The sequence below is a fragment of the Bradyrhizobium lablabi genome, from assembly GCF_018131005.1.
GTDB lineage: Bacteria > Pseudomonadota > Alphaproteobacteria > Rhizobiales > Xanthobacteraceae > Bradyrhizobium > Bradyrhizobium lablabi_D.
Window position 1 is genome coordinate 232,643 of the sequence record NZ_JAFCJK010000003.1, and the last position, 19,449, is coordinate 252,091.

The 19,449-nt window shown below is 61.9% G+C and carries 19 protein-coding genes; 10 read left to right on the forward strand and 9 right to left on the reverse strand.

Going from position 1 to position 19,449, the window contains the following annotated elements; translation table 11 throughout:
- Positions 1–83 precede the first annotated feature (83 nt).
- The 5 genes from JQ553_RS10985 to JQ553_RS11005 form a co-directional block, all read right to left on the reverse strand.
- A complete protein-coding gene (locus JQ553_RS10985; RefSeq protein WP_212499957.1) occupies positions 84–539 on the reverse strand; it encodes a hypothetical protein in 456 nt (151 codons plus the stop codon).
- A 246-nt stretch (positions 540–785) separates the two neighbouring features.
- Positions 786–1,856, reverse strand: a complete 1,071-nt coding sequence (locus JQ553_RS10990; RefSeq protein WP_249144162.1) for a hypothetical protein — start codon at positions 1,854–1,856, stop codon at positions 786–788.
- A 613-nt stretch (positions 1,857–2,469) separates the two neighbouring features.
- Complete coding sequence (locus JQ553_RS10995; protein ID WP_212499959.1) at positions 2,470–3,087, reverse strand: LysE family translocator; 618 nt, start codon at positions 3,085–3,087, stop codon at positions 2,470–2,472.
- Between the two features lie 211 nt (positions 3,088–3,298).
- Positions 3,299–3,838 carry a hypothetical protein gene (locus JQ553_RS11000; RefSeq protein ID WP_212499960.1) on the reverse strand — a complete coding sequence of 180 codons (540 nt, stop codon included), beginning with the start codon at positions 3,836–3,838 and terminating at the stop codon, positions 3,299–3,301.
- A gap of 7 nt (positions 3,839–3,845) precedes the next feature.
- Positions 3,846–5,288 carry an LVIVD repeat-containing protein gene (locus JQ553_RS11005; RefSeq protein WP_212499961.1) on the reverse strand — a complete coding sequence of 481 codons (1,443 nt, stop codon included), beginning with the start codon at positions 5,286–5,288 and terminating at the stop codon, positions 3,846–3,848.
- Between the two features lie 130 nt (positions 5,289–5,418).
- On the opposite strand from JQ553_RS11005, the gene JQ553_RS11010 reads away from it, so the two are divergent.
- The 5 genes from JQ553_RS11010 (at position 5,419) to JQ553_RS11030 (ending at position 8,893) form a co-directional block, all read left to right on the forward strand.
- Positions 5,419–6,648: an alpha-hydroxy acid oxidase gene (locus JQ553_RS11010; RefSeq protein WP_212499962.1), complete on the forward strand. Its 1,230-nt coding sequence runs from the start codon at positions 5,419–5,421 to the stop codon at positions 6,646–6,648.
- 86 nt (positions 6,649–6,734) lie between these two features.
- A complete protein-coding gene (locus JQ553_RS11015) occupies positions 6,735–7,049 on the forward strand; it encodes a helix-turn-helix transcriptional regulator (RefSeq protein WP_212499963.1) in 315 nt (104 codons plus the stop codon).
- Positions 7,042–7,509 carry an SRPBCC family protein gene (locus JQ553_RS11020; RefSeq protein ID WP_212499964.1) on the forward strand — a complete coding sequence of 156 codons (468 nt, stop codon included), beginning with the start codon at positions 7,042–7,044 and terminating at the stop codon, positions 7,507–7,509. The genes JQ553_RS11015 and JQ553_RS11020 overlap by 8 nt, the downstream gene beginning before the upstream one ends.
- A 32-nt stretch (positions 7,510–7,541) precedes the next feature.
- The gene (locus JQ553_RS11025; protein WP_212500361.1) at positions 7,542–8,057 is read left to right on the forward strand and encodes an SRPBCC family protein; all 516 of its coding nucleotides are present in this window, start codon (positions 7,542–7,544) and stop codon (positions 8,055–8,057) included.
- Between the two features lie 263 nt (positions 8,058–8,320).
- Complete coding sequence (locus tag JQ553_RS11030; RefSeq protein ID WP_212499965.1) at positions 8,321–8,893, forward strand: Fic family protein; 573 nt, start codon at positions 8,321–8,323, stop codon at positions 8,891–8,893.
- Between the two features lie 64 nt (positions 8,894–8,957).
- On the opposite strand, the gene JQ553_RS11035 is transcribed toward JQ553_RS11030, so the two are convergent.
- Complete coding sequence (locus tag JQ553_RS11035; protein WP_212499966.1) at positions 8,958–10,568, reverse strand: acyl-CoA synthetase; 1,611 nt, start codon at positions 10,566–10,568, stop codon at positions 8,958–8,960.
- Positions 10,569–10,728: 160 nt separating this feature from the next.
- Between JQ553_RS11035 and JQ553_RS11040 the strand changes: the two genes are divergently transcribed.
- Positions 10,729–11,673, forward strand: coding sequence for an MBL fold metallo-hydrolase (locus JQ553_RS11040; RefSeq protein ID WP_212499967.1), 945 nt, complete (start codon positions 10,729–10,731; stop codon positions 11,671–11,673).
- 38 nt (positions 11,674–11,711) lie between these two features.
- Here the strand turns inward: JQ553_RS11040 and JQ553_RS11045 are convergent, their stop codons facing one another.
- Both JQ553_RS11045 and JQ553_RS11050 read right to left on the reverse strand, forming a co-directional pair.
- A complete protein-coding gene (locus JQ553_RS11045) occupies positions 11,712–12,167 on the reverse strand; it encodes a GatB/YqeY domain-containing protein (RefSeq protein WP_212499968.1) in 456 nt (151 codons plus the stop codon).
- Positions 12,168–12,224: 57 nt separating this feature from the next.
- Positions 12,225–12,926, reverse strand: a complete 702-nt coding sequence (locus JQ553_RS11050; protein WP_212499969.1) for an alpha/beta fold hydrolase — start codon at positions 12,924–12,926, stop codon at positions 12,225–12,227.
- A gap of 160 nt (positions 12,927–13,086) precedes the next feature.
- Here JQ553_RS11050 and carA point away from each other — a divergent pair, with 160 nt between their 5' ends.
- The 4 genes from carA (at position 13,087) to JQ553_RS11070 (ending at position 17,308) form a co-directional block, all read left to right on the forward strand.
- A complete protein-coding gene (carA, locus tag JQ553_RS11055; RefSeq protein ID WP_212499970.1) occupies positions 13,087–14,280 on the forward strand; it encodes a glutamine-hydrolyzing carbamoyl-phosphate synthase small subunit in 1,194 nt (397 codons plus the stop codon).
- A gap of 21 nt (positions 14,281–14,301) precedes the next feature.
- Positions 14,302–14,817, forward strand: a complete 516-nt coding sequence (locus tag JQ553_RS11060) for a PaaI family thioesterase (protein WP_212499971.1) — start codon at positions 14,302–14,304, stop codon at positions 14,815–14,817.
- 69 nt (positions 14,818–14,886) lie between these two features.
- Positions 14,887–15,414, forward strand: coding sequence for a hypothetical protein (locus JQ553_RS11065; protein ID WP_212499972.1), 528 nt, complete (start codon positions 14,887–14,889; stop codon positions 15,412–15,414).
- A 430-nt stretch (positions 15,415–15,844) separates the two neighbouring features.
- On the forward strand, positions 15,845–17,308 hold the full coding sequence (locus tag JQ553_RS11070) for a DUF1254 domain-containing protein (RefSeq protein WP_212499973.1): 1,464 nt from the start codon (positions 15,845–15,847) through the stop codon (positions 17,306–17,308).
- A 250-nt stretch (positions 17,309–17,558) separates the two neighbouring features.
- Here JQ553_RS11070 and JQ553_RS11075 read toward each other — a convergent pair whose 3' ends face one another.
- Positions 17,559–19,340, reverse strand: coding sequence for an adenylate/guanylate cyclase domain-containing protein (locus JQ553_RS11075; RefSeq protein ID WP_212499974.1), 1,782 nt, complete (start codon positions 19,338–19,340; stop codon positions 17,559–17,561).
- Positions 19,341–19,449: the final 109 nt, after the last annotated feature.

Below are 19,449 nucleotides of genomic sequence, written 5' to 3' on the forward strand. Positions count from 1 at the left end.
TGCGATGGATCGACGGGTCATTGCGGTAACTCCAGGACCAGCGGCACTCGCCGCCGGCCACCGCAAGATGAACGAGCCGTGGATCAGATGTCGACGTCGAAACTTACGTCTCCACCCAATGCGAGATTGCCATGCCCGCCATTGCCGCCGATCCCGGCAGCCGCCTCCTGGTGCATGTCCGCCCAGAACTTGTTTGTCTGAGTGGCGTCCGTATTGGCGTAGACCTTGGAGGTATCGTATCCGCTGTACGATTTCTGATTGCCGTTCGATTCGGCGTCTCCACCATGGGCCTTCGAAAACACTGAGGCTTTCGCGTTTGCACCGCCGGCGTCCCAGTCCGCCGTCTGTTTGACGTAATCGCCAGTCTTGACGTCCACGTGCGCACCGTCCGCCTTGTTGTAGGGGTCAAAGTTGATGGTCGGCTTGTTGACGATGTCACCCGAGGAACTTCCGTTACCGCCATTTCCGGCGCTTTGACCGCCAGTGTCCAACGATTTGATTGCGATGACGTCGGAAACTTTGGTGAATCCCTTTGACATTTCGGCCTCCGTGCTCTGTTTGCTTCCTGCAACATTCCATCTCCGCGAGGGACGACGGATGCGCGCGGACTCTGCTCCTCGGCTGCTCACACGGGATAGATGCCAAATCGGATGCCATTCGGTTGGGTGTATGTCTGCAGGCTAGGAATTCAGAAGCGAGCAAATCGAAGGCCTGACTCTCTCAATCCAGTGCGCTACGCACTCGGATTTGCCGCTTCGCCACAGGAGAAGCAGGCGAGACCACGCCTATCCGATCAAATGAAGATCCGACAATAGATGCGAAACAACGTCGCCGCCCATTGCGAGATTGCCATGGCCGCCATTGCCACCGATACCGGCCATCTGGACCGCGCTTTGATCGATATGCACGTTGTTGGTCTGATCTGCCTCGGCCGTCGCGTTGAATCCGGCGATTGCAATGTTGACGGGAGCATAGATTACGACGCCGACGTCGGAGAGACTGCCCGCAAAGTGTCCGCCGCCACCGTTGCCAGCGCCGTTTGAACCGGTCGCGATCGTATCGGAGCCGCCCCAAAAGCCCTGCGAGAGCAGGCTACCGCCGCCCATCGCAACGTTTCCATTCCCGCCATGCCCCCCGATGCCGGCGATCTGAAGCGCGGATTGATCCAGATCCACGTTGTTGATCTGGAGCGCGTGGCTATTGGAATTATAGCCCGCGACTGAAATGTTGATCGGGTCGTACAGCGCCACCGGCGTATGGACGAGTTCTCCATGGAAGGCGCCGTCTCCGCCATTACCGGCTTGATTAGCACCCGTTTGAATCAGGTCCGAGACGCTTCCGCCGTTGCCCGATGCCCAACTGGGGTCGAGCGTGATGACGCTGCCGCCGACGGCCGCATTGCCATTTCCGCCATCGCCGCCGATGCCTGCGATCTGTGTGGCCGATTGATCGATCTCGACCTCATTCAACTGATTTGCATGCGCGGTGCCACCGTGGCCGGCTATCGCTATGTTGATCGGGTGGTAGATCACGACTGGAGCATCCAGCAACGTGCCGAAGAACGAGCCATTGCCGCCGTCGCCGGCGCTGTTGCCGCCACTCGTGATCAGATCGGCGCCTGAGGAAGCCGCCGTGATGCTGCCGCCGGATGCGACGTTGCCGTTACCGCCGTTCCCTCCGATTCCGGCCGTCTGAATGGCGGATTGATCGACGTTCAGGTCGTTCGTCTGGTCGGCCAGGGCGACCGAACCGTATCCCACAGACACCGCGATGTTGACCGGTGCATAGATCAGCAGCGAGGCGTGAATGATGCCGCCGTAGAAAGAGCCGTCTCCGCCGTTGCCGGCGGTGTTCATCCCGCTCTCGACTGCGGTGGCGCCAATCCCGGAAGGGGATGAGCCGGATGCGGGCTCGGTGACTGTTGAAGCCGGACTCGGCACATCATGTTTGCTGGCGCTGCCGCTCGCGTTGTCACCCCATGTGGCGGCATGATCGGACTGACCTGGGCCGGAGGCAGGGGCCGGGACATATACGCTCGCGAAGTGCGCAGCAGGCCCCGCCGACACGTCGGGGCTGCCGGCCGGGACTCCGCCATGATACGCGTCAGTCGTGATGTGGAGCCAAGGGCCGCGCGGAACCGAAGCAGGTCCGTCATCGCCATCGAATCCATCATGGCGGTACGAGGCATGCAGCCGGATTCCGTCCGACACCTGCGAAAAATCCATTGGTCGCCTCCCTCATCGCAATCGCTTTGCGCAATCGGACGGGTCGAGGGAGACTGTCATCCCAGGACAGTCAAAAGCCCAGTCGTCAGTTCGGATGTAACGCGCGGGGTGGGCGCCGTCACATCGGCTATACCCATTCGGGTGCGGCTACAGCCCTTATGAGTTGCGTGAGCGCAAGTGAATCGGCGCGGGAAAGCTCCATCATCGGGATACAGCGGCGCTTGGACGCACCACTCCCGCGCCTTTACCGCGCTCTGGTCAACGCCAGCCAGATCCCGCCACCGATCATGAAGCCGCCGGAAATACGCGACATCAGCCGCGTCCGCTGCTTGGAAAAGAATTTGCGGGCGCGTCCGGCGAGCAGCGCATAGATCGCGTCCGTCATGACAGCGGTCACCATGAAGGTCGCGCCGAGCAGCGCCACTTGCGGAAAGTGGGGTTTGCTCATGTCCATGAACTGCGGGATGAAGGCGCCGAAGAACACCAGCACCTTCGGATTCGACAGCAGCACCAGAAAGCCCTGCAGGAAGAAGCCGCCGCGCGGCGGCGGAGGCGGATCGTCGGTGTTGATGCCCTCCACCGGCGAACGGATCAGCTTGATGCCGAGCCAGACCAGATAGGCGGCGCCGGCAAAGCGCACCCAGTCGAACCAGTAGCCCATGGTCGCCATCAGCGAGGTCAGGCCGACCGCGACGATCCCGATCACGATCGCCAATCCGGCCTGCGCGCCCAGCACGTTGGTGAGCGCGGCGCGCGTGCCGTGCCGCAGGCCGTTGGCAATGACCAGCGTGACGATCGGACCGGGCAACAGCGCGAGCGCAATGCAGGCGGCGACAAAGGCGAGATAGGCATGCAGGGACATCGGGGAACTCGTTGAAAAAATTGACGCTCAATTATGCACGTTGGATGTTGAAGAGGAAGCCGTTCTTGCTCATGGCCGTCATACCCGCGCGAAAGCGGGGCATCCGGTAGGCCGCGGCTCGTCCATGCAACATCATATCATGGTCTCTGGATACTGGATCACCCGCCTTCGCGGGTGACGACAACTGATTGGCTGCGGCAAGGTTGCGACCTCATTGCGCATCCAGCGCGGACCTGATGAATCGCTTTGCCTCTTGCGACCCCAGGAAGGTCAACGCCGCGTGCCGCACGCGTGTCACATCGCCTCTGGCCTGGGCAGATGCAACGAGGAGGTCGCAGCGGCGCGACACGGCAATGCCGATCGCAGTGCGGTTACCGCCGGGCATCTCGACGTCGTACGCCCTGATGCGTCCTGTCATTTCTGCCACGCGCACGACATCCCCGGCCCTCACCGGCACAAACCGTGGGCTGATCAGGTCGACGTCAGCGACGCGGTCGACCTCGTCGTCATCGGCGACGCCGGTGGTACAATTGCAAAAGCCGAGCTTGGCCCGAACATAGACCTCGACATCGTCGCCGCAATCCGCCGCCCCGCAGCGAAAGGCGCGGCCGGCGGGCCAGCCGTCGCGCGGGAACGGCCAGGCGATCTCCTGCCAGCCGCGCGAGCGCGGGACGATCATCTCATAGGCTGCGACTGCTGAGATGCCGCCGAGCAGGACGAGAGCAGCAACCATGACTCGCCACGCGCGCATCCATTCCTCACGGCAGGCCAGCGACCGCGCGCGCCTCGCCGGTCAGCTCGAGGATGTGCAGGCCGGTATTGGCGCGATCGACCGCGTAAATGTAGCCGCGCTCGTCGGTCTCGACATTGTTGGTCTGGATCGCGACCTTGCAACGGTCCTTGCCGTCGATGGTCACGCAGCGCTTGTCGGTCGCCGACGTGATCGCCGGGATGAAGTAACCCACCTCCTTGGGGTGATAGGGATCGCGGATGTCGAGCGCGCGGACGCCGGCATTGAAGAAGGCGATGAAGGCCATCTTCTTGTAGTAGACCGGCGCCATGCTCTCGTTCGACGAATGCGAGCCGAAGCGGCCGCCGCGTGCACAGAACGACCCGCTCGCCTCAGGCACTGTGTAGCTCGAGATCATCATCGGCCGCGTCTCGGTGGTGACGTCGGCGAACCACACCATCTGCCGCGCCTCGCCGCATTCGTTGAGGATCGCCTCATCGACAATCATGACAATGTCGCGCGTGCTGCCATCCTTGTCGTGCGAAAATTCCGCAATCGGCATGCTTGGCATCGGAAACACGGTATGCGCGCCATTGAGCGCCGACAGCGGCATACGGGCGATTTCCGGCAGCTTGAGGTTCTCAGGCGTCGGCTCCTTTGGCCCGTTGATAAGCTTGTCGCGATCGACGATTTGCAGGAAGCCGCCCTTATTGGTGCCGTAGCCGAAATAGACGCGATTGCCCTTTGGCCCGGTCGAGATCGGGCCGTGCAGTTCGGTCGGCACCGCACCGGTCGAACCCGGCTCCTGCCCGGGCAGGCCGAAATCCCTGATCTTCACAGGATGCGCGGGATCGGAGAGATCGTAGACCTGCGTCATGCGCCGCGTGCGCCAGTCCGGCGCGCCCGAGACGAGGAAGGCGATCCCGGTGTCGCATTCCCACCAGCTCTTGTGCGTGTCCTTCAAGCCGCCGATTCGCGTGATCAGCACGGGATTGGCGGGATCGGCGACATTCCAGATCTCGTGCGCCTCGCCGCCGAAGGTGCGCAGCATGTAGACCGCGCTGCGATCGCCCTTCGGCAAATTCTTGCCGTCACAGATGCGCACCATCTGCGCTCCCCCCGATTCGTATTTGCCCTCCTGCCCCGGAATGTGCCGCAGGTATTTCGGATGCGCGGGATCGGTGACATCGACAATCGAGGTGCCGTTCGGCTCGGCCTTGCCGGTCATCGGATTGACGGGATCGGGAATGTCGTCAGTGCCGCCGTGGTGACCGATATAGGCGATCCAGCTGTTACCCTGATGATGGATGGTCGGCTGATAGGCGCTGCGCGCCTGCAGGTCGTTGGCGCCGACCAGCTTCATGTTGGACGCTTCGGGCGGAGCGCCGACGGCTTGCTGCTCTGCAGCAACGGCGGAGGATGCGATCAGGAAAATCGAGAGATATGCGGCGAGTCTGACGTAACCGGCCATGCCGTTTCACCCCAAATGCTTTTGAAAACCAATCTTCGTTGGCTGTTGACGAAAGATACCATAGCGGAGCGCGGTGCGATTGCACTACGCTCGGACGATTGGACTGGTCTCTTCTTTTTGCGGAGGAGCAATGTTGTCTCGTCATACTCAATTCATGAGCCGCCGCCATCTGTTGCAATTCATTGCCGCAAGCCCGTTCGTCGCGCGAAACGCTTTTGCGGAGGGCCTGCGCCCTTCCGATCCGATGGAATGGGCGCCACGCGATCTCGACAAATTGATCGACAATCCGAAGCAGGCGCTCGATGTGTTCGACTTCGAGCCCGTCATGAAGAAGAACGTTCCACCAGCGCATTTCGGCTATATGGCGACCGGCGTCGACGACGAGGTAACCTTGCGCTCCAATCGTGAAGGCTTTCGCAAGATCGAGTTGCGGCCGCGGCGGCTGGTCGATGTCAGCAAGATCGACATGAGCGCGGAGATCCTTGGCGTTACATATGATACGCCGATCGTGTTAGCCCCGACCGGGAGCAACCGCGCCTTCCATCCCGACGGCGAGACCGCAGTGGCCAAGGCCGCAAAAACTGGCAACCACCTGCAGATCCTCTCGACCGTCGCTACAACGTCGATCGAGGACGCGATCGCCGCGCGCGGCGCACCCGTCTGGTTTCAGCTCTACACCACGCAGCGCTGGGAGGTCGCCGAGAGCATGGTGAAGCGGGCGGAAGCAGCCGGCGCGCCCGCGATCGTGCTGACGCTCGACGTACGATCGCCGGCGAAATGGGAAACCTTCGTCAGGCTGCGTCGCACCGACACCAGAGACTGCGGCAGCTGCCATGGCCTCAACGACTATCTGTCGCGCAAGCCCAATTTCACCGGGATCGATCTCGGCGGCGTCAGCAGCACCATCGTCACCAATTTGACATGGGAGCGGATCAAGCGGCTGCGCGAGATGGTGAAAGGCAGGCTTGTGCTCAAGGGAATCCTCGCAGCCGAAGATGCCAAGCTTGCCGCCGACATCGGCGTCGACGCCATCGTGGTGTCGAACCACGGCGGGCGCGTGGAAGACGGCGTCAGCGCCACGATCGACGTGCTGCCTGAAATCGTTGCAGCGGTCGGCGACGGCATGCCCGTGATGGTCGACAGCGGCTTCCGCCGTGGCAGCGACATCGTCAAGGCACTGGCGCTCGGCGCGCAGGCGGTGTGCATCGGCCGCCCATATCTTTGGGGACTGGGCGCCTTTGGCCAGGCGGGTGTCGAACGCGTGCTCGAAATGCTGCGCTTCGAGACGCGCAACGCAATGCAGCAGCTCGGCGCACCGTCGCTGAAGGACCTGACGCCGGCGATGGTGCGCCGCGTCTGAGTTTCGCCGCTCAAAATCGGCCCGCCCGGACGCAGCTGAAAACGCTCGCTTGACATGCAACCATTTGGTTGCCTATTATTCAGACCATGGATGAAGTCTTCAAAGCGCTCGCAGACGCTTCGCGGCGAACGCTGCTGGACCGGCTTCACACCAAGAACGGACAGACGCTCAATGAACTCTGCGACGGCCTCGACATGACGCGTCAGGCCGTGACGAAGCACCTTGTCATTCTCGAAGAAGCCAATCTCGTCACGACCTACAAGCACGGCCGCGAAAAGCTGCACTACCTCAACCCGGTTCCGATCCATCAGATCGGCGAACGGTGGATCAGGAAGTTCGAGCGCGGGAAACTTACCGCGCTCAGCGAATTGAAAAGACAACTGGAGAAGCGTGATGAGTAAGCCAGAATTCGTCTACGTCACCTACATCGAGACCACGCCGGAGAAGCTGTGGGACGCGCTGACCAGGAGCGAGTTCACCCGGCAGTACTGGTTCGACACTGAGGTCAGGTCCGACTGGAAGATGGGTTCGCCCTTTGCACTCGTGATGGGCGGCAAGACCACTGACACCGGCGAGATCCTCGAGGCCGACCGGCCGCGGCGCCTCGCCTACACTTTCAGGCACGAGCTCAACGAGGAGATGCGCAAGGAAGGGGCGACGAAGGTCACATTCACGCTCAAGCCTTACGATAATCTCGTCAAGCTGACCGTCACGCATGAGGGTTTTGCCGTGGGCAGCAAACTGCTCGACGGTATCTCCAAGGGTTGGCCGGCCATCCTGTCCGGACTCAAGAGCCTGCTCGAGACCGGCAAGGTGTTCGCGATCCCGCCTGTCGCGCTCGGGATCGAAGGTTTCGAGTGACAATGAAGATCTATCGAAGGGTACGTGCGGACATGAACATCGAAAAGTTCAAACCAGCGATCGTTTACACGATCTATATCGCCTCGCCCCCCGAGAAGGTGTGGCAGGCGCTGACCGATGCCGAGTTCAGCCGGAAGTATTTTTCCGGCAATGCCGTCGAAGTCGATCTCAAGGTCGGCGGCACATTCATCGTGCGCACGCCTGACGGCGCGGTGCACATCTCGGGCGAGGTGATCGAGTGCGATCCGCTGAAGCGGCTGACCGTCACCTTCAACGTCAACTGGCCGGCGCTGATCGAAAGGCTCGGGCCGACGCTCGTCACCTACGAAATCGAGCCCGCCGGCGCCGGCGTGAAGCTGACGCTGCTGCAATCGCATGACCGCCCGATCAGCGACGACATCCTGTCCGGCGGCCGCACCGGCTGGCCCGCGATCCTCTCCAGCCTCAAGAGCCTGCTGGAAACGGGACAGGCCATGGTGATCCCGATGAAGCCGCCTGAGCGCATGCTGGCGGCGCTGAAGGAATTGGGGATCGCGATGCCGACATGAGCCCCGATCACGGCGGACGTGCGTCGCAAGACCGACTGTGCTATTGTTTGGTATGGCTAAGAAGAACACCGAATCCAAGAGTAGCAAGACCGGTAGATTTGTCGTTGGCCGCGCCGCATTTGCAAAGATCAGTGCGGTAGAGGGTGTCCACTTGACCGCTCCTATGAAGAAGCGCGCCGACGACGCCCGAGCCAAAGGCCTCTCGGCGAGCGAGTATCGCGATGCTATCATTCGCAGCCATCGGAAGGACTGAGCGGCTGCGAATGTACGATGCGGTCGAAGATCCCTATACCTATGAGAACTCGACCGTCCTGATGAACAAGCTTGGCCTGCAAAGCCAGGCCGAACTAGACGCCTTCGAGACAGAAATCTCCAGCGCTCGTGCCGAGGAGCCGCTGCCCGATGGAACTCTGGATTTCGCACATTACAAGGCGATCCATCATCACCTATTCCAGGACGTCTACGAGTGGGCTGGGCAGGTCCGTACGGTCCGGATATCGAAGGGTGGCAATCCGTTTTGCTTTCCGGAGAATATTGAAGGTCAGGCCGCCAAATTGTTTGATGACCTGAAAATGGACAATTACTTGCGAAGGCTCGACACTGCGCGCTTCTCTATTAAGGCTGCGCACTTTCTGGCCGAGCTAAATGCAATTCATGCATTTCGCGAGGGCAACGGCCGGTCACAGCTCACGTTTTTCGCGTTGCTGGCTGATCGTGCCGCACATCCTCTCAATCTCGACAGACTGGAGCCGAAGGCGATGCTGGCTGCCATGATCGCGAGCTTCAATGGCGACGAGCATGCGCTGTCCGAGGTAATCGAAGGGCTTGTGGACTGACGGACCCGCAAGTGCCGGGTCTCTCCTTTCGCGGGCGGACGCCCCAACGACCGCGGAGAGAAACCTACCCCAGCGCCCTCAACTCACGCCGCAGCACCTTGCCCGTCGCAGTCATTGGCAGGCTTTCCGCGAATTGCACGACGCGCGGGTATTCGTGGGCCGCGAGCTGCACCTTCACGAACTCCTGAATCTCGCGCGCCAGCGCGTCGTTCGGGGAATAGCCCGGGCGCAGCACGATCCAGGCCTTGATCGACTCGGTGCGGATCGGATCGGGGATTCCGACCACGGCCGACATCGCGACCGCCGGATGCTTCATCAGCGTGTGCTCGATCTCGGAGGGGCCGACGCGGTAGCCGGCCGTGGTGATGACGTCGTCCTCGCGGCTGACGTACCAGAAATAGCCGTCCTCGTCCTGCACGCCGAGATCGCCGGTGAGCAGGAATTCGCCGACATATTTCCTGGCGGTGGCGTCTGGATTGCGCCAGTATTCGATCATGGTGCAGGGGCATGGCTGGCGGACGCCGATGATGCCGCGGGTGCCCGGCGGGAGCTCCTCGCCCTTGTCGTTGACGATGCGGACGTCGAAACCGGGCGTGGCGCGTCCCATCGATCCGGGACGGATCGGAAACAGGTTCGAATTGCTGCCGATCACGAGGTTGCATTCGGTCTGACCGAACACTTCATGCGCATCGACGCCGAAAGTGTCACGGACCCAGCCGAGCAGCTCGCCACCGAGAGATTCGCCGCCGGTGAAGATGCTGCGCAGCTTGACGCCGGAATTTTTCACGTTGGCCTGCCGCATCAGCTTCAGCGCGGTCGGCGGCAGGAAGACGTTGCGGATGCCGAGCTCGGCCATCATCTGCATCGCCGCCTGCGGCTCGAACTTGCGCGCGCGGTGACCGACCATCGGGATGCCGTGATACCAGAACGTGAACAGGCCGTTGATGAGGCCGCCGATCCAGGCCCAATCCGCCGGCGTCCACATCAGGTCGCCGGGTCTTGGCAGGAAATTGTGGCACATCTCGACATTGGGCAAATGGCCGAGCACCACGCGATGCGCGTGCAGCGCGCCCTTCGGATTTCCCGTCGTGCCCGAAGTGTAGATAATCAGGGCGGGATCGTCGGCCGAAGTGTCGACGGTCGCGAATTCAGCCGGGGCCGATCTGACCGCACCCCAGAACGGCTTTGCGCCGGCAGGCATGCGCTCGCCGACGACATAGACGTCCTTCAGGTCAGGCAGGCGATTGCGGATCTTCGCGATCTTCTCCCAGCCGGCCTCGTCGGTGACGATCGCCTTGGCCGCGGAGTTCGACAGGCGGAATTCGAGCGCGTCCTCGCCGAACAGCGCGAACAGCGGGATCGAGACCATCGCCGAGCGGAAGGCCGCGAGATGCGCGACCGGCAGTTCGAGGGACTGCAACAGGAACACCGCGACGCGGTCACCGCGCACGAGACCATCGGCTTTCAATACATTGGCGAAACGGCGTGAGGCTTCCGCGACCTCGTCGAATGTGGTGTGTGTCGTGCCGCCGTCTTCATCGACATAGACCAGCGCGAGCCTGCCCGTGCCGTCGGCGTGGCGATCGCAGCAAGCGGTCGCGATGTTGAACCGCGCAGGGATATCCCAGCGGAAATCGCGGTAGAGTTCGTCGTAAGTGGATGCTTCAGTCAGCATGGTTGCCAGCAAGGTTGGAAATCTGAAACCGGACTCTACCCTAACCAGGGATTTTTCGAGAAACGCTTTGCGGTGGCCTCTCGTTCAGCTATCCCTTTCGATCCAAGGCAAATCTCTGCGGAACGGCGGAAAGAACAAGGATCGCAATGGGGACTGTTTCATGCAGCGAATGACGCGCCGCAACATCCTTCACGCCGGTGCGACGCTGGCCGCGGCCGCTCCGTTTCAAGGTGCGTGGGCCGCCGAGGAGGCCGCAAAGCCGAAATCGCGCTTGATCCTGCTTGGCACCGCCGGCGGGCCCACGCCGAAGCCCAATCGCGCGGCTCCCGCGCAGGTCATCGTCGTCAACAACACGTCCTATGTCATCGACTGCGGCAATGGCGTCGCCCGCCAGATTATCCTGGCGAAACTCAAGCTGGCGTCAATCCGCGCCGTTTTCCTGACGCATCAGCATTCCGATCACAACGCCGACTACGGCAATCTGCTGCTGCTCGCCTGGGCGACCGATCTCGCCAGGCGCGTCGACACCTACGGTCCGCCGCCACTGGCGGAGATGACCCGGCAATTTCTCGCCCTCAACGACTATGACATTCGCACCCGCATGGCTGACGAGGGGCGCCCGGCGCTCAAGGACCTGATCATTCCGCACGAGATCACCGCCGATGGCATGGTCATGCAGGACGACAACGTCAAGGTCACCGCAGCACTGGTCGAACATCCGCCGGTCGAACCGGCTTTCGCCTACCGCTTCGATTGCCCCGACCGTTCGATCGTGATCTCGGGCGACACCAGGCCCTCGCAAAATCTCGTCAAGCTCGCGCAAGGCGCCGACATTCTGGTCCACGAAGTCATGCACCTGCCATCACTCGACCAGTTGATCGCGACCGAGCCGAACGCCAAGACGTTGCGCGAACACCTGCTGGCGAGCCACACCACGACCGAACAAGTCGGCCGCATCGCCACCGAAGCGGGGGTGAAGACGCTGGTGCTGTCGCACTTCGTCCCCGGCGGCTATCCCTTCCTCAAAGACGAGGTTTGGTTCGACGCGGTGCGGCCCCACTTTTCCGGAAATCTTGTGGTCGGTCACGACCTGCTGGAGCTCTAGACATCCACCGGCGCAAGACCGCTTGCCGCGCTCTTGGACTAGCCGGCGAGCGCGGATTTCACAATCCCGCTGGCCTTGCCGAAATCCATCTGGCCCGCGTATTTCGCCTTCAGCGCTGATATCACCTTGCCCATGTCCTTGATGCCGCTCGCGCCGGTCTCTGTGATGATCGCGGAGATCGCAGCCTTCACTTCGTCATCGGACATTTGCTTGGGAAGGTAGGCGGAGATCACCGCAATCTCCTCGCGCTCCTGGGCGGCGAGCTCGGCGCGGCCGCCCTTGTCGTAGAGCTCGACCGATTCCTGGCGCTGCTTGATCATCTTCTGCAAGACGCTCAGCAGATCACCATCGGAAAGCGGCGGCTTGCCCTGCCCGCGCGCCTCGATATCTGCATTCTTGATGGTCGAATTGACCATGCGCAGCGTGGAGAGCTTTCGCTCATCCTTGGCCTTCATGGCCTCCTTGACCGCATTGTTGATGTCGTCGCGCAGCATCATTGCATCCTTAAACTGGCAATCCTCTCATGTAGGCGGTTCGCTCAGGCAGAACAACTAGTTCCGCAGCCATGCCACCAGCGCGTCTGCGCAGGCCTGCGGCTGTTCCGGCTGCGGCAGGTGACCGCAATTTGGCAGGATCGCAAGCTTTGCGCCGGGAATTCCATCGGCCATCTCCGATGACAATATGTTCGGGATGGTGTGGTCCTCGTCGCCGGTCAGGACCAGCGTCGGGCACTTGATCCAGGCGAGCATGGGCCGCGAGTCCGGCCGGCTGATCACCGCGGTCTGCTGGCGGATGAAGGCCTCGACGCCGACGTCCTCGCCCATGTCATGGACGAGCTGACGCAGGCTCGCATCCTCGCGCCGCGACGGATGCACGAAGCCCAGAAAGAGCTCATCGAGCACGCCGCGATAGTCGCCGCCTCTCGCACGCTCCACCATGCCGCGGCGGCGCGCGGTCGCCTCCGGCGTATCCGGCCGGGCCTGAGTGTTGATCAGCGCCAGTTTCGCCACCCGCTCGGGCGCCTGGCGCATGATCTCGAATGCGATGTAGCCGCCCATCGAGTGGCCGGCGAGCGCGAAACGGGGCGGCGCCTCGGCAAGGATGCGGCGCGCGATCGTGCCCATATTGTCGTCGCGAATGTGGTTCGCGACCGTGACAGGCCCGAACCGCCACAGCGCCGGCATCACCGGCGCATAGATTCGGGGCGACGAGACGAGTCCCGGAACGAGGAGGATCGGCATCGTATTGTCCATGCAGGGCTCCCGAACCGGGTCATTTTCGGCAAGCAAACGGCCTGCGCGCGGAACTTTAGATTAAGAGGCCGTTCCGGCCTGTCAAATCGGTTGCCCGGTCGTGTGGATCGGCGCCCTTTCGCTTTGACGCCGCAGAGTGCGGCGACTATTTAAAGCGCTCATGACAACATCCGACAACGCTCCCGCCTGGCCGGACCACAAGCCGACCGCGCTCCTCGTGCTCGCCGATGGCACCGTTCTGGAAGGTTTTGGCCTCGGCGCGGAAGGCCACGCCGTAGGCGAGGTCTGCTTCAATACCGCGATGACCGGCTATGAGGAGATCCTCACCGATCCCTCCTATGCCGGACAGATCATCACTTTTACGTTCCCGCATATCGGCAATGTCGGCACCAACGACGAAGACATCGAGACGGTGAACATGGCCGCGACGCCGGGCGCGCGCGGCGTGATCCTGCGTTCGGCGATCACAGATCCCTCGAACTACCGCGCCACCCGCCACCTCGACCAGTGGTTGAAGGCGCGCGGCATCATCGGCCTCTCCGGCATCGACACCCGCGCGCTGACCGCGCTGATCCGCACCAAGGGCATGCCGAATGCCGTCATCGCGCATTCGCGAAAGGGCGAATTCGACCTGCACGGGCTGAAGGAAGAGGCGCGCGAATGGCCGGGCCTCGAGGGCATGGACCTGGTGCCGATGGTGACATCAGGCCAGCGCTTCACCTGGGACGAGACCCCGTGGGCCTGGCAGCAGGGCTTTGGCCGGCAGACGGCGCCGGAATTCAACGTGGTCGCGATCGACTACGGCATCAAGCGCAACATCCTGCGCCTGCTCGCCGGCGTCGGCTGCAAGATCACCGTCGTGCCGGCGACGACCTCGGCCGAGGACATCCTCGCGATGAATCCCGACGGCGTGTTCCTGTCGAACGGCCCCGGCGATCCCGCCGCGACCGGCAAATATGCCGTACCCGTGATCCAGAAGGTGATCGAGTCGGGCACGCCGACTTTCGGCATCTGCCTCGGTCACCAGATGCTCGGGCTCGCCGTCGGCGCCAAGACCATGAAGATGCATCAGGGCCATCACGGCGCCAACCATCCGGTCAAGGACGAGACCACCGGCAAGGTCGAGATCACCTCGATGAACCACGGCTTTGCCGTGGATCAGGCGACCCTGCCTGATGGCGCGACACAGACCCATGTCTCGCTGTTCGACGGCTCCAATTGCGGCATCGCGCTCGAGGGCAAGCCGGTGTTCTCGGTGCAGTACCACCCCGAGGCGTCACCCGGCCCGCGCGACTCGCACTATCTGTTCCAGCGCTTTGCCGATCTGATGCGGCAGAAGAAGAGCGCCGCGTAAATCGCCCCTTCAGAGGATTCCATGGCTGACAGCGCCGGTGCAAACGTCGAATATGGCGTGTCCTCGATTGAGGTGATGGCGTCGATGCCGGGGCTCGACTTCGTGCGCGCGATCTTCGACCGCCGCCTGCCGGAGCCGCCGATCATGCAGACGGTCGAGCCGTTCGACTGCACGGCCGAGCCCGGCGTCGTGGTGATCCACAGCGTACCGGCGCTTCGCCACTACAACCCGATCGGCTCGGTGCATGGCGGCTACGCCGCGATTCTGCTCGATTCGGCGATGGGGCTTGCGGTGCAGACCATGTTACCCGAGGGAATCGGCTACACCACGCTGGAGTTCAAGATTTCCTTCATCCGCGGCATGGGCAAGGACACCGGCAAGATCCGCACCGAGGGCCGCACACTCAATGTCGGCCGCCGCGCCGCGACCGCCGAAGCACGCATCACCGACGACAAGGGCCGGTTAATCGCGCACGCGACCACGACCTGCCTGGTGTTCGAGCTGCCCAAAGCTGGACTGCCCAACACGACGGCCTGAGACTGGAACGTGAGGCCCTGACAGCGGGTTGATCCGCGCGTAGTCTTCTGATCACGCGCGGAGGAAACCATGTCCGTTGTCAAAGCCGGGATCGAGCCGCTCGCCATCGTCTTTGGGGATGACGGGCTCGTGCCCAATAATCCAGTGCCATTCCTGGTCTACAAGGCCGCGGTCGATGTCGGCGGCGAACACCCCGAGGAGACCATCGAGCGCCTGTTCGACCGCAATGGCTGGGGCGCGATGTGGCGGAACGGCGTCTACGATTTTCTGCACTACCACGCGACCGTGCATGAGGTGCTGGGCGTTGCCCGTGGCGGCGCGCGCGTTCAGTTCGGCGGCGAGCGTGGACGCGCGCTCGAGATCTCCGCCGGCGACGTCGCGATTCTGCCCGCAGGCACCGGCCATCAGCGCCTGTCGTCGAGCGACGATTTCTGCGTGATCGGCGCCTATCCGCCGGGGCCGCCGATGGATCTTGTGCGGCCGACACGCGAAAGCCATGCGAAAGCGTTGAAGACAATTCCGCTGGTGGCCATTCCGAACACTGATCCCGTGATGGGTGCGAACGGACCGCTGGTGCGACTGTGGAAGCGATCCTGATTGATCAGGACGAATTGCGACCATTTGCCCCGTCGCGTCAGCCGCCGCTGCGACCGCCTCGTCGCTGGAGAAAGCGCGTTCTGTAAAAAGCGAAATAATGTTGATGGCGATCACGCCGTCGGCATTAACGCCATACCGCTCGGCAAGCCGCACCGACATAAATCGAGGACATGACGCCGCGACACGCCAATGTCCCTGGTTGGCCGTGATGATCCATTCGTGCTAGTTTGGTGCTGCTGCAGGCGGCCGAATGCTGTTCGATAATCGGCTGTACAAGATATTTCCAACGATCTGTTTTGACAAAGCAAGCGCGGCGCGCGGCGTTTGATGCAGCCGATGCGGCATGTCCACTTGCACACCCGGCGCGGCGCGGCGGGAAAGGATTTCAAGCCACCACACCACAGCCCCATTACATGAGGAGAATTTCGATATGTTTCGAGGAATTCTGGCGCTGACATTGTCTCTCTGTCTCGGCGCCGCCGCGTCGCCTGCAGCTCGGGCCCAAGCGGCGCAGGCCATCACCGAGCAGGAGGCGCACGCGATCGCAGTCGACGCCTACATCTATTTCTATTCGCTGCTGTCGATGGAGGTGACCCGCAAGCAATTCACCAACGTCGAGCCCGGCAAGGAATTCGGCAAGGGCCCGATGAACATGTTCGTCAATGTGCCCGAATATCCGCCGGCCAATTTCAAAGGCGTGGTGCGCTCCAACTTCGACACGTTGTACTCCATCGCATGGCTCGACATGACGAAGGAGCCCGTCGTCGTATCGGCGCCGGATACCAATGGACGCTACTATCTGCTGCCGATGCTCGACATGTGGACCGACGTCTTCGCATCGCCGGGCTGGCGAACCACCGGCACCAAGGCCGGGACGTTTCTGATTACCCCGCCGGGCTGGCGGCCGGATTTGCGCGACAGGTTTGCGGAAGAGTTCAAGCTTCCGAAGGATACCCAGCGGATCGACGCGCCGACGCCCTATGTCTGGGTAATCGGCCGCACCAAGACCGACGGTCCACCGGATTACGATGCCGTCCATAAGATCCAGGCCGGCTACAAGGTCAGCCTGCTATCCGAATATGGCAAGACGCCCAAGCCAATTGAATTCAAGCCGGACCCAAGCGTCGACATGAAGACGCCACCAAAGGTCCAGGTGGATACGATGACAGCGGGCGTGTATTTCGCCAATGCCGCCGAGTTGCTGAAGCTTCACCCGCCGCACATCACCGACCAGCCGATCATCGCGCAGATGAAAAGGATCGGCATCGAGCCCGGCAAGAGCTTTGATATCGGCAAGCTCGATCCGGTCGTGCAGCGGGCGCTTGAGACCGCCCCGCAGGACGGACAGAAACTGATGGCCTGGAAGGTGCCGACGCTGGCGCGGGTCGTCAATGGCTGGTCGATGAACACCGACACGATGGGTGTTTACGGCAACTACTATCTGAAGCGAGCCATCGTCGCGCAGCTGGGGTTGGGCGCCAACCTGCCCGAGGATGCCATCTATCCGCTCAATCTCGGCGACGAAACCGGCAAGCCGCTCGACGGCGCGAGCAAATACACCATCACGTTCGAGAAGGGCGCGGCGCCGCCGGTCAATGCATTCTGGTCGATCACCCTTTACGATCAGGAAGGCTTCCAGGTCGGCAACGTCTTGAACCGTTTTGCCGTCAGCAGCTGGATGCCGTTCAAATACAATGCCGACGGGTCGCTCGATCTTTACTTCCAGAACGAAAGCCCAGGCAAGGACATGGAAGCCAACTGGCTTCCGGCGCCGAAGGGAGCCTTCAACCTGACCATGCGTCTCTACAGTCCGAAGTCCGATGCGCTGACCGGCAAATGGAATCCGCCGCCAATCGTGAAGTCGCAAACAGCGGCGAGTTTCTCGGCACAGTAGAAGCTGAACAGCACCTGCTGTGCACTCTTGGCGAAAAAGACGGCGCGGCTGCAATCCGCGCCGGTACTACTGCAGTTGCGCTTGATGGAGAAGAAACGTGAACTGATGCGCCGGGCGGATGTCGATGCGTTAGTCGACGGCATTGGCCCCTTTCGGACAAGCCGAATGCGTCGAGCAATGTCCCGGTTCGAGGGTAAAGCGGAAAACATTGCTCGTACTGAGTTTTTCTCAGTTTGACCTAACTCGGACATCAGCCCTCAGGCACCCCGGCCAACCGCATGTCTTCAATCGCACGGTCGCGCCAGGCAAGGAAGGTCGGATTGTCGCTCCGTGCATACGTGGCATCACGAAAGCGACGAATGGTGAAGCTCGGATCGAGCGCGAGTCCCGCTTGCACTGCGGCTCGCGCTTCGTCCAGCTCCCCGAGCCGCACCAGCACAGCCGCGAGAGGGAAATGCGCGGCGGAATAATTTCGGTTTGCGTCAAGGCCTCGGCGCAGCCAGACGACTGCTTCGGCATCGGCACCGAGCTGCGCCTTGGCAAGGCCAACCCATACCAGCCATCGATGGGCGATAGTGTCGCGAGGAGAAAGGCGGAATGCCTCGTTGATGTGAGGTTCGGTTTCTGCGCCTCGACCAAGTAAAAACTTGGCGACGCCGATGAGAGCGTGAGCGCCGGCCAAATTGCGATCCAGCGCCAGTGCCCGCTCGCATTGAGCGATGCCTTGAGCCACCCGTTTCGTAAATATTTGCACGAGGCCCAGATACACGTGCGCCAAAGCGTGGTTCGGCGCGAGCGATAGCGCTTTGGTTAAAGTCGCCTCGGCCGAGATGAACCGCGCTGAATAGTCGTCGGTCATAAGGGCGGCTCCGAGTACGGCATCGACCCGCGCCAAACCGACCATAACCTCGATATTTCCCGGATCGAGCGCCATGGCCTGCTCGAAAAAGCCGCGCGCTTGTACCATATAATCGGGGGTCAGCCCCTTGTTAAACCAAGCCCTACCTCGGAACACCAAGTCCATCGCGTCTGGATGCGGTGAACGCTCCGCTCGCCGGGCCTCGGCGGCAACGAGCTCGGCATTTAATGAGTTGGCGAGCCTCGATACGATTTCGTCCTGCATGTCAAAGAGGTCGGCAACGGGCTTGTCAAAACGCTCCGCCCAGAGGTGGTTGCCGGTTTCGGCATCGACCAGTTGCACGTTGACCCGAAGGAGGTTGCCACCACGTTGCACCGACCCTTCGAGCACGTAGCGGACGTTCAACTCGCGTCCGAGCCTCACTACGTCGACCGCCTTACCTTTGAAGGTGAACGCGGTGTTGCGCGCAATCACGAACGCGCCATTGATCCGCGACAAGTCGGTGGTCAGGCTCTCTGTCACGCCATCGACGAAGTAGTCTTGTTCGGGATTGCCTCCGATGTTTGCGAACGGCAAAACAACGATGGACAACCGGGGAGTTGATGATGGCAGCGAAGCAGCTCGGTCGGTTTTCGCGTTCGGGCTAACGGCATAGGCCCGCACCGGGTCGTCGATGTTCTTGAGGTTCTGCTCACCCAGATCGGCGAACTCAACGCCGACCTTGCCTCGGACTTGATCGTAGGCAGCAGACGAGATGCAGATGCCGCCCGGTTCTGCGATGCTTTCAAGCCGCGCAGCAATGTTAACTCCGTCGCCGAAGATGTCGTGGGGTTCAACGATTACGTCACCAATATTGACGCCCACGCGGAATACAATGCGTCTCTCTTCCACGACACCGGTTGTAAGCTCGCTAACACGCGCTTGGAACTGCACCGCAGCTCGGATGGCTTCGACCGCGCTCGGAAACTCCGCCAAAAACCCGTCGCCGGTGTTCTTCACGACACGGCCGCCGTGTTCGGCAATTACCGGGGCGACGGCGTCGGTCAGGAGCGCGGCCAGTTTGGCATGGGTCGCCTCTTCGTCATTGTGCATCAACCGCGAGTAGCCAGCTACGTCGGCGGCCAATATCGCCGACAACCTCCGCTCGACCCGGACTGGCCGCTCCTGCACCATGGCCCACGATCCAACCTAGATGCGATTGTACGACAGATCAGATGGGATGCCCACTAAGGCTGATGTCGCATATTGGCCCAATGCGACGTGCGGTCCGACTGTAGATGGT

Bases quoted from the DNA above. Each gene is read 5' to 3' on its own strand.
- JQ553_RS10985 (WP_212499957.1), bottom strand. From the start codon at position 539: ATGTCAAAGGGATTCACCAAAGTTTCCGACGTCATCGCAATCAAATCG.
- JQ553_RS10990 (WP_249144162.1), bottom strand. From the start codon at position 1,856: ATGAACACCGCCGGCAACGGCGGAGACGGCTCTTTCTACGGCGGCATC.
- JQ553_RS10995 (WP_212499959.1), bottom strand. From the start codon at position 3,087: ATGTCCCTGCATGCCTATCTCGCCTTTGTCGCCGCCTGCATTGCGCTC.
- JQ553_RS11000 (WP_212499960.1), bottom strand. From the start codon at position 3,838: ATGCGCGCGTGGCGAGTCATGGTTGCTGCTCTCGTCCTGCTCGGCGGC.
- JQ553_RS11005 (WP_212499961.1), bottom strand. From the start codon at position 5,288: ATGGCCGGTTACGTCAGACTCGCCGCATATCTCTCGATTTTCCTGATC.
- JQ553_RS11010 (WP_212499962.1), top strand. From the start codon at position 5,419: ATGTTGTCTCGTCATACTCAATTCATGAGCCGCCGCCATCTGTTGCAA.
- JQ553_RS11015 (WP_212499963.1), top strand. From the start codon at position 6,735: ATGGATGAAGTCTTCAAAGCGCTCGCAGACGCTTCGCGGCGAACGCTG.
- JQ553_RS11020 (WP_212499964.1), top strand. From the start codon at position 7,042: ATGAGTAAGCCAGAATTCGTCTACGTCACCTACATCGAGACCACGCCG.
- JQ553_RS11025 (WP_212500361.1), top strand. From the start codon at position 7,542: ATGAACATCGAAAAGTTCAAACCAGCGATCGTTTACACGATCTATATC.
- JQ553_RS11030 (WP_212499965.1), top strand. From the start codon at position 8,321: ATGTACGATGCGGTCGAAGATCCCTATACCTATGAGAACTCGACCGTC.
- JQ553_RS11035 (WP_212499966.1), bottom strand. From the start codon at position 10,568: ATGCTGACTGAAGCATCCACTTACGACGAACTCTACCGCGATTTCCGC.
- JQ553_RS11040 (WP_212499967.1), top strand. From the start codon at position 10,729: ATGCAGCGAATGACGCGCCGCAACATCCTTCACGCCGGTGCGACGCTG.
- JQ553_RS11045 (WP_212499968.1), bottom strand. From the start codon at position 12,167: ATGCTGCGCGACGACATCAACAATGCGGTCAAGGAGGCCATGAAGGCC.
- JQ553_RS11050 (WP_212499969.1), bottom strand. From the start codon at position 12,926: ATGGACAATACGATGCCGATCCTCCTCGTTCCGGGACTCGTCTCGTCG.
- carA (WP_212499970.1), top strand. From the start codon at position 13,087: ATGACAACATCCGACAACGCTCCCGCCTGGCCGGACCACAAGCCGACC.
- JQ553_RS11060 (WP_212499971.1), top strand. From the start codon at position 14,302: ATGGCTGACAGCGCCGGTGCAAACGTCGAATATGGCGTGTCCTCGATT.
- JQ553_RS11065 (WP_212499972.1), top strand. From the start codon at position 14,887: ATGTCCGTTGTCAAAGCCGGGATCGAGCCGCTCGCCATCGTCTTTGGG.
- JQ553_RS11070 (WP_212499973.1), top strand. From the start codon at position 15,845: ATGTTTCGAGGAATTCTGGCGCTGACATTGTCTCTCTGTCTCGGCGCC.
- JQ553_RS11075 (WP_212499974.1), bottom strand. From the start codon at position 19,340: ATGGTGCAGGAGCGGCCAGTCCGGGTCGAGCGGAGGTTGTCGGCGATA.